Source organism: Bradyrhizobium sp. CCGUVB1N3, from assembly GCF_024199925.1.
Lineage (GTDB): Bacteria > Pseudomonadota > Alphaproteobacteria > Rhizobiales > Xanthobacteraceae > Bradyrhizobium.
The window spans coordinates 3,682,681-3,695,015 of sequence record NZ_JANADR010000001.1 but is presented as its reverse complement, the minus strand read 5'-3'; the positions used below and the strand labels follow the sequence as shown (position 1 = coordinate 3,695,015).

The window sequence follows — 12,335 nt, the reverse complement described above, 5'->3', positions numbered from 1 at the left end:
CAAATCGAAGCCAATCGCAGCAACGCCCAGCGCAGCACCGGCCCGAAAACGGCGGCTGGAAAAACAACGTCGAGCCAAAACGCCTTGCGCCACGGACTCGCGCGCCGCGGCACACTGGAAGACCTGGAGCTAGCGCCCCTCATGTTCGCTATTTGCTCCGGCCTCGGGCATGCGATCGGATCGGAAGCGGCCGCTGCCGTCGCACATGCCAAGCGCGACCTATGCCGTGTCCGAATGCTGCGCCAAGCGATGTTGGCCGATCTATCCGATGGCCCGACAGGAGCCATCGGGAGGCGGCTCAACGGCCTTGAGCGCTACGAGCGAAGCGCACTAGCGCTGCAGAAGCGCGCGCTTCGGTCTCTCAGGTCAGAGGAAGGCTAAGGTTAGAAACGCGACGCAATTGGCTTCGTTCTGCAGAAGGAGCTCGACGACGCACTAACAGGCAGGCTGGTTATGGGTAGCCATAACCATAGTCCTCGCGGCCGACCGAAATGACGTTGAGCTCGATGTCATCGAACATCGGATGATTGCCCACCCACTTCAGAAATTGCGACGTGCTGTCAACCTGGTCGTCGTGTTTGCCGTGCGGAAACGCTAGCAGTTCCAGCAGATAGTGGTCGAGCCAGGCTGCGTTTGCCGGCAGATGCACTTGTCCGGCTTCAATCCGGAAGGATTGTGCAGCCGTGCGATCGACCTTGCTGCCTTCCGGCTTGATGCCAATCGGACGCGGCATGCCGTCCGGCGTATCACGTTGCAGGTCCTGCAGCATCATCATGCCGGGACCGGCATCCTCGATCAAAACCGCGTCCGCCTTATGTTTTGCCGCCAGCCCGATCACGGTCCGCCTGAGGTCGGGATATTGTTGCCGAACCCTGCACACCTCGAGCAGATAGTAATCCTTCTTGATGACGCGCCAGGTGGTACAGACCGAATAGTCGTTGCCGTTTCCGGTCATCATGGCGGTGTCCCAGCTTTGGACGACACAGTCTGATGCGCCGGCGGCCGGCAGCTGCTCGTACCAGCTAAACCACTCTCGCTTGATCAGATTGCCTTCGAGTGGAACAGGCCGCTGCTGGTATTGCGCCGAAAATTGCAGGCTGCCGGTCTCGGCTTTGATACGATCGAGCACGAGCTTGTTTTCGCGTCGGGGATGCAGCAGGTCGCCGGTGCGGCGGCGGAATCGGCGATTTTTTCCGATCGGAATTTCGCTGTCTTCAACCGCGATGGCTGGGAGATCGAGGTGGTGCCAGCCACCCAGCTGCAACAGATGGCCGGCGAGATCGTCTTCATGCAGGCGCTGCATGACGAGTACGATCGGGCCGTTTTCCTTGTCGTTCAATCGCGAGACCAGCGTCCCGCCATACCAGTCGCTCACGCGTTTGCGCGCCAGCTCCGACATTGCTTCCTCTGCCTTAAGTGGATCGTCAATGACGATCAGATCGGCCCCGCGACCGGTTAGAGTCCCCCCAATCGTGGTGGCGTAACGACTGCCTCCGGCGGTGGTCACGAGTTCGGAGCCGGTGTCCTTGACCGGGCGCATGGCCGGAAACAGGGTTCGATACCACGCCGAATCAATCACCATCCTGAACTGGCGGTGTAGTTCCGCGGCAAGTTCGCTGGAATAACTGACCACAATGATTCGGCGGCTCGGATCGTGGCCCAACACCCAGGCGGGAAAAGCGACCGACACCGACAGCGATTTTAACGAACGGGGCGGCTGGCTGATGATGAGGCGCCGGCATTCGCCGGCGCTGATCCGCATAAGCTGGTAAACGACTGCGTCAATGTGCCAGTTCGGAAGATACTCGGTGCCCGGAAAGACCGTGTAGAAGGCTTTTTGGGTAAAGTAACGCAAGTCGCGTCGGATCAACGCGGCGACGAGGTCGCTCATGGGCCACCTTCCTCTTCATCGTCGCGGGCCTCCGCCAGAATCTGCGCGCGAAACGCGTCGAGGATCGCCTGATCTTCAACCGAGGGGCTCTTCGCGCTGTCCTCCGCGGCGCCGCCGCTCATCGCCATCGCGTAGGAGAGCAGTTTATCGAGCGCCTTGACGTTGCCCTTGAGCGCTTGTTCTCTGAGGCGCAGCAAGGCCGCCTTTTGCGTGGTGACGCGCCGTGATTTTCCGCCCTCGTTCAGGGTGATGGGGGATGAGAGGGTGTTTTTCAGGTCGGTGGCGAAATTCAAGCTTCCCTTCGGGCGACCGCGGGGATTGCCGGATTGGCCCGGTTTGAAGCGGGTGTGCAGGGGAGGTTTGCCGTAGCCGGCGCCCTTACCGGATTTGTGACTCACGAGCGCTCTCCACGGCTACGGTGCACCCGCTGGTCAAATTTTTCGCCGGTCTCGGCGTGGACCGCGGCCTTGCCCGTGACATGCTGCCAGCGGCGAATGGTGACATCCACGTAGCGCGTATCGATTTCAATCAGCCGCGCCCGACGGCGGGTCCGCTCCGCGGCGATGAGCGTCGTTCCGGCGCCCCCGAACGGATCGAGCACGATGTCGTGCTCGTTGGTGCAATCGCGGATCGCGTCGGCGATGAGCGCGACCGGCTTGACGGTCGGGTGCAGGGCGAGCTTGCTTTTCGACGTTCCGCTCAGCGCGCTCTGACTGACATAATTCCAGACATTGGTCCGGTTGCGTCCATGGCGGCCGAGCGCGATGTTGTTGATATGCGACGCGGCGCCGAACTTGTAGACGAACACCAGCTCATGCTGCGAGCGGTACAGCGAGCCCATGCCGGCATTGCTCTTGTTCCAAATGCAGAGGTTTTTGAGCTCGGTGTAGATCGCTCGTCCGGCACTGAGCAGCTCGCCCATGACGCGCCAATCCGAGAAAATGAAATGCAGCGAGCCATCGACAGCGCAGTCGCACATTTGGGTGAAGACGCTGGTCAAAAACGCTTCATATTCTGGCGGGGCCATCTCGCCGCTGGCCATCGCAAAGTCACCGTGTTTGACTTGGCCTCGACCGGATACATGCCCACTGATCTTGCAGTTGTAAGGCGGGTCCGCAAAAACCATCCTGGCCCGTTCATCGCCCATGAGCTTGCGGTAGCTCTCTGCCTGAAGCGCATCGCCGCAATGGATCCAATGTGGACCTAGGAGGGTGTCGCCTGGTGTGCTGACAGGTGGCCCCGGCTCCGCGGTCGGCACGTCATCCTCTTGATCGTCGGCGCCGGCGAGAAGCATGTCGATTTCGCCGGCCGAAAATCCGGTCAGTTGCAGGTCGACTTGTGCGTCGATTGCCAGGATTTCTGACAGCTCGAGCTGCAGCTCACGCGGATCCCAGCTGGCGTCCTGGGCCAATCGGTTGTGGGCGAGCCGAAGCCGGCGCGCCTGTGGTTCGGTGAGATCGACCAGTTTGATAGCGGGAATCTCATCGAGCCCCAGTTGCTGGGCCGCCGCTATGACCGCCCAACCGCCGATCACCCCGCCGTGCTGGTCGATGAGGATGGGCAGCGTGACGCCGAACTCTTGCAGATTTGCCGCGAGTTTACCGATCTGCGCCTTGGGGTGACGCCGCGTCTCACGGCCGAGCCGCTTCAGCTCGTCGATCCGGACCAAAATTGGTGTGAGGTCGTGCCGAAGCGGACACCCATTTGTCTGCGACTTGCTCTGCAACTGGTCCTCCCTCGCTCGGGTGCAAACCAGTTGAGGGAAGCATGGCACTTGTCGCAATCAGGAAGACGTCTCCTCGGTCGCCAAGCGGCGCTGCTGGTTTCTGAATTCGATCGCCTCTGCCATGAATTGGCTGACCGCCGTCTCGGTAATGGAGGAATCGCACAGCTTGAGGAATCTGAACACGAATTGACCCGCCGGCGTTTGCGGCCGACCTTTGTACTCGGTTTTGATCCGCGGATTGTGGGTGAATGTGCCGCCATAATAGTCCAGCAGCTCGGCCAACCACACCACCGCCTGCTTCATGATGCGCTTGGGCTCCGGGCCGCCGTGCTTCTTGCTAGTCTCAAGGGCGTGCTCGAGCGCCGGATCGAGGCGCTGCGCGATCCGAACCGCGTCGGCCAGGTTGCCCACAGCGTAGTCGCTGGTTTGCGGTAGCGCCTTGAACGCTTTGTCTTGCGCCACAAAGTCCAGCCATTTCAAACCCTGCGCCAGACCATCCGCCGCCTCGGCGAAGGCCAGCAGTTGCATGCCAAGCGGCGCGGCGCTGCATCTAGCTTCAAACCGGGCGTGCGCGGCGAAACCATACAGCGCTTCCGGGAGCATGCAGAAGACGTTAAGCGGGCCTTCGGGTGCGATTGCCGCGGCATCGGCGCGCCACTCGCGGGGGCCGATCGTTGCCGCGCATGCAAGGAAAAGGAGCGTCTGCTTGCGCAGCTCGGCCAGCGCCGCATGCACCTCGCGTCGGGTCGGTTGCTGATCCGTCTGCAAACAGTCCTTGAGCACGATGTCGCGGATGCGGTTGAGCCACGCACGACACTCGAGCTCGTGGCCAGGTAAGCGAGGAAGACGCAGGCCTTCCATGAGATCACTGAGTTGAGCGAGATTGAGGAGAAAACCTTGGCGACCGCGATCGGTGCCGTGCGGTCCGGCGCCGTGGACGAAATCGGGGCTGCGGTGATCGATTTTTCGAGCGCCGGCGAGCCGGACCATCCCGGTCCGCCCCCATTGTGGCTGCACCCGCCTCGGCATCACTTTGGCTCCCCGTTGGCGACGTCAGGATTCGGCTCAAGCTAACATCGCGGACCAACATTAAAAGTCGGTAGATTCGCGGAGTGGAGACAATGAGATGGGGATGACTTTGACGACCGCACCGACGACGGCGATTTCCCTGTTCAGGCCGCGCTCATTCCCTGATCAGATCTAAAATTTCCCTGTTACGGCTTCGTACATTCGTGGCCGCAAAGGCCTGGATTCGCGGGCGCTTCCTGCAATTTCGCAAGCGACCTGGGCGACTTTCTGCGACCATTTCCCTGCAGAATTCCCTGTTACCAGGGAATTGGCTCGATCAAACGTTGGCGTGGCTTCCGCGAGCTCGGCGTCTGGTCGAAGCCGTCGGGCGCGCCGTTTCTCTGCATCGAGCCATGGCGCGGCTATGCGAGCCCCGCCGGCTTCGACGGCGAGTTCAGCGACAAGCCGGGCCTGATGCACGTCGCGCCCGGGGCGGAGGAGACGCTGTCGTTCCGGATCGAGGTCGGATCGTCCTGAGGCCGGACGACCTTCGCAGGCACTTTTTCCGCTGCGAGCAGATGTGACGCAGGCGCTTGGTCGCGTTCGAGGTGCGACGGCCCTCGCTCTCAGACCTCGATTCGCGTGAGGTCCTCGCCGAGCACGACGGGGCCTGAATAGTCCTGTCGGACATCCGCGAGCAGCGCGTTCAGCATGGAATCGTCGGTGCGCGGCCGGTGGTGGGTCAGTGCGAGCTTTTTGACGCCAGCCTTGGCCGCGACCTTGCCAACCGTATCGCCGCAGGCAAGCGTGAATTTCGCAAGCCGGCGGAAATGCTCGTTGTTGATCTCCGGCGTCGCGAGAAAGCAACACTGGACGAGCAGGTCAGCTCCCTGTGCCAGTCGCTCGAGACCAGGGCAGGGGACCGTGTCGCCGGAAATCGCAATGACCTTGCCCTGAGCCTCGAAGCGGTAGCCGAGACACATCCAGCGCTTGAGGAAGGCCGGCGGCATGTCGAGGCCGTCGCCATGTGAGACGAGGTCGGCGGTGATTTTCCAGCGACCGGTGTCGAGAACGGGACCGGGAACGATGTCCGTTGCGACGACCGGCTTCCAGCCGCCGAAGCTCGGCTCGCCTCGATCCCGCCAGGTGATGTCTTTGTCGTAGACCTGCGTGACCAGCGTATTGACGAGCCGTTCGGTATCCGGAGGCCCATAGATGCGCAGCTCGTCCTTGCGCCCATGGATCCATGAATTCAGCATCACATCGTAGAGGTCGCCGATATGGTCGAAGTGGTGATGCGTGAGGAAGACCGTGTTGATGGAGCCAAGCGGCACGCCGGCCTTGCTGAGCTGCACCATGACGCCGCGGCCGGCATCGAACAGGATATTCTCGTCGCCGAGCCTGATCAGCGTGGTCGTCGCCATGCGGCGCGGGTCCGGGCGCGGGCCGCCAGTGCCGAGCAGTATGACCTCCATGATGCCTACTCCAACGTGAAGCCGGAGGACCTGATCACGCCGCCCCAGCGGTCGTAATCAGCCTTGATGATGCGAGAGAACTCCACGCGCGTGTCGGTGACGACGCCGATATCGAGCGCAGAAAGCAGCTGGTGGACGTTGGGATCGGCCAGCGCTCCGCGCAAATTGCCGTTGAGGGCTCCGCCGACAACTCCAAGAACTGCGCGCCGCGTCGCGCATCGCATGCCGATTGTCATCGTATCCCGGGAATATCGTGGTTCTTCAAGGCGTACACTAGATTCGAAGGTGGCAGCGAGGCAAGCCGCATCCGGCCGCCGGGGACGGAGAGGGGCGTTCAGCGCTTCCAGCCGCAGCGGCGGCGATGTCCGGCCGGATGGTTGACCGGTGCGATCCCGGTGAGGTCGGGTGCGAGATCCTGCGTGCGCCGCTCGACCCAATACAGGTCCCGCGCGCGACGAGATGGCCGAGCGCGGCGTCGAGCGCCTGTGCGAGCGTGGCCCGCGCGTTGGTGCGTGGGATGAGAATGGGCCAATTCATGGTCCGTGCTTCAAGACCGTGACCGATATTGTTTGCACACGCCGAGGCGCGTACTATCGCGCCATGTTCGCTGGGGCTTTCGAATGCATTGTGAATGAGGGTTCACATCGCGACGCATTGCGTTGCGAGCGCATCTGCGCGGCTGGCTCCTGTGTGCGCCGTTTCGATGACGTCGAACGTTCAGGGAAAGGCTGACGCCATGGCCGCCTCCGTGTCCCAGGACTTGCAATCGAAGGACTTGCAATCGAAGGACTTGCAATCGAAGGACTTGCAATCCAAGGACCTGCAATCCAAGGACCTGCGATCGAAGGACTTGCGTCGCCCGGCCCGCATCGTCGTCGTCGAGGACGATCCGGTGACCCGCGCCATGCTGGTCGGCTATTTCAGCGAGAACAATTTCGACGTGGTCGGCGCCGGCTCCTGCGCGGAATGCCGCCAGGCGCTGCGCGTCCGCACCGATCTCGTCTTCCTCGACGTCCAGCTGCCCGATGGCGACGGTTTTGAGCTTGCCAAGGAAGTCCAGGCGCTCAGCAATGCCGGCATCATCTTCGTCACGCGCCGCGACACCGACGTCGACCGCATCCTCGGGCTCGAGGTCGCCGGCGATCACTACGTGACCAAGCCGATCAATTTGCGCGACCTGCTTGCGCGTGCGCGCAGCGTGCTGCGGCGGCGCTCGATCGATCGCAAGGCGGCGCGCAACCACAACTCGATTGCTTTTGGTGATTGGATCATCGATCTGATGCGCCGGGAGCTGATGGACGGCGACAGCAAGCCGGTCGCGCTCACCCGCGCCGAGTTCGATCTGCTCGCCGCCCTCGTCGGCGCCGACGGCCGGGCGCTCAGCCGCGACTACCTCATCGAGGTCGTCAGCAACCGCCAGACCGAGGTCGACGTGCGCACGGTCGATGCGCTGGTGGCGCGGCTGCGCCGCAAGCTGATCGGCAGCGGGACGCCCGTGATCGCAACCGTCACCGGCGTCGGCTACAAGCTCGCGATCAGCGAGAGGCTCTAGGCCGCACTTCGCGCCGCGACGACACCGCTGCGCGGAATCGGCGCGGCGGACGAGGAGGTGAGGCGGTGCGCCAGATCCTGCGCGCGCCGTTCGACGAGCCGCCAGGTCGCAAGCGACAAGAGATAGGCGATCAGTGCTGTGCACGCATAGGCCAGCAACAGCGAGGCAAGTCCGTCCACCAGCGGCCAGACGTGGCGCAGGCCGTAGATGACGGCGAAATGCGACAGGTAGATGGAGTAGGAGTTGCGTCCCAGCGCCTCGAGCGGGGCCCAGCGGATCGCAAAGCGAATGCAGCCGAAGACGAAGGCGCCGAGCACGAGGTTGATCATCAGATAGTTGAACTCGTGCGATCCGCTCGCCCGGTCGGCGACGAAGGACGACGCGATGAGAATCGCGAACAGCGCGGCGTCGGATTTCGCAAATCCGTCTCGCAGGCCGAAGAACAGTGCGCAGCCGGTCAGGAACACCGGAAGCTGGTTCAGGAAACTCAAATGCAGTGCGTTCCAGACGAACGCCTCGTGGCCAGGCCCGTAATAGGCCGTGAAGAAGGCATAGGCCAATGGCTTGAAGGCACAGACATTGACCAGATGCAGGATGATCGCGAGCACGAGGTAGAGCTGGCGGCGTGATCCGAAGGCCGCGATCACGAACGGAAAGACGAGATAGAACGTCATTTCCGCGGCAATCGACCAGTCGCCCGGCACGACGCTGTTGATGCTGTCCGGCCAGAAGCCGTGCAGGAAGGTGGCGGTCAGGGCGACCTGCACGGGCCCGATCCCGTCGGGTGCATTGTAGCTCGGGCCGGTGCCGTCGACTGCGAGATAGAGCGGAATGGCGAGCCAGAACAGCGGCGCGATGCGCAGGAAGCGTCGGATGTAGAATTTGCGCGTCGGATCGCTTTCGCCGGCGCGCTGCGTCCACATCAGGCACATCGTCATCGCGCTGACGAAATAGAATACGTTGACGCCGACCCAGCCGCAGCCGAACACGAAATCGACGATCCGCACGCCGGAAGGGAAAGACTGCGAGACGTGGATTGCCATCACGCCGGCGATGGCCAGACCGCGCAGGACGTCCAGCGTGTGCGAGCGTCCGAAGGGCGCAGTTGCTTGTCCGTCGATCCGAGCACCGGCGGTCCCGACCTGCCCCTGCATGACGCCTGCTCCGTACTCTTTGTGAATGTCCGTTGGCGATGCGGAACGTATACCGGGGGGCGGCGCGCTCTTGAAACAAAAGGTCCCGTTTACCTTAACCATTCACGCCAATGCGGCTCGCAAAAACGCGGGAACCGGTGCTGCGGTTGTCCTCAACAGTTCTTGAAATGTAAGGTAGCTCACACCACCCGGCCGGCAGTTCGGGCCATCGTTTGCAGCGTCGTTGGCGGCAGGCTTTGCCGCGGCATCGACCCACACCAAGCCGATGGAGGCAACATTGAGCCACGCTGCAGACAAGGAAGATATCGTTCGCAAATTCCTGGCATCGCGAGCGTTCGACTTCGCCGCGTTCGGAAAGTTCGTCGCCGAGAACGGCGCGAGCCTCGCCAGCGGCCGCGACGGCGAATTCGGTTTCGTCATCGGTCACCGCGTCATCCGTTACTGCATTCCGCCCCAGGTGGAGGTGACCGAGGAGATCGATCCGGCCGTTCTTCGCAACGAAGTCACCGGCCGCTGAGGCCCGCCTGACCTCTAGCGCGGCTTTGGAGACCGCCGTGGCGCGTCAGCGCCGCGGCCACCTCCGGGAGGCGGATATGCAGCACCTACAGGAAGGCGAGGTCGCGCCGGATCTCAGACGCGACGTCGATCTCACGCAGGATCGAGACTTTCGCCAAGAGTTTCGTCAAGACCTGCGGCGACGTCTGCGGCTGGCGATGCGGATCGCGGCGCGCACGGTCCAGTTCCTCGGCGAGGACGGCTTTGACGGCTCGGATCTGCCCGAGGGTAATTTCGCCGCAGAGAAGCCGCTCGCTGAAACGGCCATGCTGCTCCACATCGCAGGCCGGCACGCCTCGCATCCCGGCATCCACCACGCTATCGACGCGCTGCTCGCCGAACTCCTGCCCTACGCCCGCTCGCAGCAGATGCACTGGGACGTGGCGCGCTATCCCTCGGTCTGCCTTCAGCTTGCGACACCGCACATCATCTTGAGCACGTTCGGTTATCCGGACGACGCCTTCGACACGCTGCTCGCGCAAAGCTGGTCGGCGTCCGCGCGGCCGGGCCATGAGGTGGTGCCCTATCGCGAGCTTGAGATCGGCTGGCTGCTGGCGCTGTGGCTCGACGATCCACCCGGACCCGATTTCGCGCAGGTCGCGCGCAAGACCGCGCTCGGCAACGCGATCGATCTGCTCAACGGCACGCGCGAGGATGCCTACGCGCATACCCATGCGGTGATGTATTTCACCGATTTCGGCAACTGGCAGCCAAGGCTGCCGCGGCCGCGCGAGGAGTTCCTCGATGAATCGGCGGCCGTGCTCGCCCGCGCGCTGGTGGTCGAGGACTATGACCTTGCGGCCGAAGCGCTGATGGCCTGGCCGCTGCTCTCCTCCGCCTGGAGCCCTGCCGCTGCGTTCGGCTTCCGCGTCGTGGCCTCGCTCGAGGACAAGGTCGGCTTCCTGCCGGCGGGACGGTCGGCGGCGAGCCAGCTTCTGCGCCTGAGCGGTCACGACAAGACCAAATGCGCGCTCGCGACGTCCTATCACACGGCCTATGTCATGGGCATGCTGTGCGCGGTTGCGCTCAAGGCCGGCATGGCCTCGCCGTTCGCGATCCCAGGCTCGAGCTATCCGAACACGCTTGCGGCAGATCTCTACGCGCGCATTCCGAAGACCGGCGCGCATTGGGAGCAGATGTTCGAGCACCTCGTGGCAAACGAGCAGGCTGCGCTTGCTCCGTTCCTGCTCGACGTCGCGCTGATGCAGGCGAGTCGCAGGAGCGATGCCGCCGAGATGGCTGATCTGCTTCGCCTCGCCGTCACCCATGGCATGGCCAACACGACGCTATGCGCCCAGGCCGCCGAGTTCCTGGCGCGGCTCGGTGCGCTCGTCGGCGGACGCTGACGCGTCAGCGCGCGGATGCCGCCTGGCCGCCCGCGAGATGGTCGTCGACGGCATAGAGGCTGCAATCGGTCGCCCATTTGCCGCAGGCGGCGAGCGCATCGCGCTGCGCGTCGTCGGTTGTGGCGCGGCCGGAGCGCCAGCCGAAGGCGCCTTTGGACGCGACCGCGAACGCCTTGTGCGGAGTGATGCTGGCGAAATAGCGCGAAAACTCGTCCTTGCCCGAGCCTGAGAGCTGCCCGGGCGCCGGCAGCGGATCAGGCGGGCTCAACGTCTCGCGGCTGCCCAGCCCGCGCTCGCGCAAGAATGCGTCGACCAGCGGCGTCCAGAGCGGGCGCGTCACGGTGGAATAGAGATAGTGGCCGTCATCGCCATAGGCGGGCGCATCGATGAACTTGGCATTGCCGCCACCGCTGCGGAACGCGTTGTAGAAGCGATGCGCCAGCACGGGTGCGAAGAACAGGTCATTTGCGGCATAGACCCACAGCATCGGCACGCGCGAGGTCTTGCCGAAGGTCGCGAAGGCCTGCACGAGGTCATCAGCATTGCAGACGAAATTGTCGCTGGACGAGCCGCGGCCGCCGGCGAAGTTGATCGCTGCGACGAGCCCGGGCGGTGCCTGCGTCGTCAGCGCGACGGTGGCAAGCCCGCCCGCGGAATGGCCGACGGCAATCATGCCGGTCGTCGTGACGTCGCTCCTGCGTGCCATCGCGTCGATCGCGGCGCGTAAGTCCGCGACCGCAACCGCGGTGGCCGGCAGATAGGCGGCGCGCGCGCAAGGGCCAAGGCTGTCGATCCGGTCGCCGGGCGAGGTGCCATAGCCGCGCCGCAGCACGATCAGCGCGGCAAATCCGCGCCGGGCAAACTCCAGCGCGATGGCATAGTATTTGTGCGCCGACATGGTCGCGCGGTCGTCGAAATCCCGCGGGGTGCCATGGCTCAGCAAGGCGAGCGGATAACGCCTGGACGCAGCGGGGCGCACCAGGAAGGCCTCGAGCCCCTGCGGCCCCGCCGCGGCCATCGGGATGCGGAGATCCTCGGTGTAGAACTCGGCGGCATTCGCGTGAGCTGCTACGCATGCGATGGCGAGCAAGCAGAGCACGGGCACGAGCCGGCGCGCGAGGTTCATGGGCGGGATGATTCTCCGTGGCCGCGCGAGACCATAGCAGAGCCGAACGATCCGGCGAACGGGCGTTCACCAGACTTTCCGGCCGCCAGCAAGCTTCAACCGCTCACTTCAGCGTCGCAAGATAGGCGATGACGTTGCTGCGCTCGGCGGGGTCCGGCAACCCCTTGAAGAACATCTTGACGCCGTGGACATCGCCACGGGGATCGGCGAGGTAGCCGTCCAGCGCGGTCGGTGTCCAGGCCTCCTTGTTGGCCTTCATCGCCTCCGAATACGCAAAATCCGGCACGGCGGCGGGCTTGCGGCCGACGACATTCCAAAGACTGGGGCCGACCTTGTTCACCCCGATCACGCTCGCGTGGCAGTTTGCGCAGGTTCGCTCGAAAACGGCCTTGCCGACGGCCGGATCGCCTTCAGCGGCAAGAGTTGACGAGGCGACGCTTGCCAGCATGAGCGCAAAAATCTGACGTCCAATCATCTCGAATCTGCTCCCCTCGGGACATGC

General features: G+C 63.7%; 12 protein-coding genes and 1 pseudogene. 4 read left to right on the top strand and 9 right to left on the bottom strand.

The window, feature by feature from the left end; all coding sequences use genetic code 11:
- Positions 1–451: 451 nt before the first annotated feature.
- From terL to NLM33_RS17495, 4 genes are read right to left on the bottom strand one after another with little or no spacing between them, the layout of a single operon-like run.
- Positions 452–1,891, bottom strand: a complete 1,440-nt coding sequence (gene terL, locus NLM33_RS17510) for a phage terminase large subunit (RefSeq protein ID WP_254097326.1) — start codon at positions 1,889–1,891, stop codon at positions 452–454.
- A complete protein-coding gene (locus NLM33_RS17505; protein ID WP_254097325.1) occupies positions 1,888–2,289 on the bottom strand; it encodes a DUF5681 domain-containing protein in 402 nt (133 codons plus the stop codon). Before NLM33_RS17505 ends, terL begins: the two co-directional genes overlap by 4 nt.
- Positions 2,286–3,617, bottom strand: coding sequence for a DNA methyltransferase (locus NLM33_RS17500; protein WP_254097324.1), 1,332 nt, complete (start codon positions 3,615–3,617; stop codon positions 2,286–2,288). Before NLM33_RS17500 ends, NLM33_RS17505 begins: the two co-directional genes overlap by 4 nt.
- 57 nt (positions 3,618–3,674) lie before the next feature.
- Positions 3,675–4,607 (bottom strand): hypothetical protein, encoded by a 933-nt coding sequence (locus NLM33_RS17495; RefSeq protein WP_254097323.1) that lies wholly within the window; start codon positions 4,605–4,607, stop codon positions 3,675–3,677.
- Positions 4,608–4,970: 363 nt separating this feature from the next.
- On the opposite strand from NLM33_RS17495, the pseudogene NLM33_RS17490 reads away from it, so the two are divergent.
- Positions 4,971–5,162, top strand: a pseudogene (locus NLM33_RS17490) (aldose 1-epimerase family protein); the annotation flags it as partial.
- Positions 5,163–5,251: 89 nt separating this feature from the next.
- On the opposite strand, the gene NLM33_RS17485 reads toward NLM33_RS17490, so the two are convergent.
- Complete coding sequence (locus NLM33_RS17485; RefSeq protein WP_254097322.1) at positions 5,252–6,100, bottom strand: MBL fold metallo-hydrolase; 849 nt, start codon at positions 6,098–6,100, stop codon at positions 5,252–5,254.
- Positions 6,101–6,105: 5 nt separating this feature from the next.
- The gene (locus NLM33_RS17480; RefSeq protein WP_254097321.1) at positions 6,106–6,336 is read right to left on the bottom strand and encodes a hypothetical protein; all 231 of its coding nucleotides are present in this window, start codon (positions 6,334–6,336) and stop codon (positions 6,106–6,108) included.
- Positions 6,337–6,836: 500 nt separating this feature from the next.
- Here NLM33_RS17480 and NLM33_RS17475 point away from each other — a divergent pair, with 500 nt between their 5' ends.
- Complete coding sequence (locus tag NLM33_RS17475; RefSeq protein WP_256570532.1) at positions 6,837–7,652, top strand: response regulator transcription factor; 816 nt, start codon at positions 6,837–6,839, stop codon at positions 7,650–7,652.
- Here NLM33_RS17475 and NLM33_RS17470 read toward each other — a convergent pair.
- Positions 7,649–8,806: an acyltransferase gene (locus NLM33_RS17470; RefSeq protein WP_254097320.1), complete on the bottom strand. Its 1,158-nt coding sequence runs from the start codon at positions 8,804–8,806 to the stop codon at positions 7,649–7,651. The two genes, NLM33_RS17475 and NLM33_RS17470, sit on opposite strands and share 4 nt — an antisense overlap.
- A gap of 277 nt (positions 8,807–9,083) precedes the next feature.
- Between NLM33_RS17470 and NLM33_RS17465 the strand changes: the two genes are divergently transcribed.
- Complete coding sequence (locus NLM33_RS17465) at positions 9,084–9,323, top strand: hypothetical protein (RefSeq protein WP_254097319.1); 240 nt, start codon at positions 9,084–9,086, stop codon at positions 9,321–9,323.
- A gap of 76 nt (positions 9,324–9,399) precedes the next feature.
- On the top strand, positions 9,400–10,707 hold the full coding sequence (locus NLM33_RS17460) for a hypothetical protein (protein WP_254097318.1): 1,308 nt from the start codon (positions 9,400–9,402) through the stop codon (positions 10,705–10,707).
- A 4-nt stretch (positions 10,708–10,711) separates the two neighbouring features.
- Here the strand turns inward: NLM33_RS17460 and NLM33_RS17455 are convergent, their stop codons facing one another.
- A complete protein-coding gene (locus tag NLM33_RS17455; RefSeq protein WP_254097317.1) occupies positions 10,712–11,833 on the bottom strand; it encodes a S9 family peptidase in 1,122 nt (373 codons plus the stop codon).
- A 103-nt stretch (positions 11,834–11,936) separates the two neighbouring features.
- Positions 11,937–12,308 carry a cytochrome c family protein gene (locus NLM33_RS17450; RefSeq protein WP_254097316.1) on the bottom strand — a complete coding sequence of 124 codons (372 nt, stop codon included), beginning with the start codon at positions 12,306–12,308 and terminating at the stop codon, positions 11,937–11,939.
- Positions 12,309–12,335: the final 27 nt, after the last annotated feature.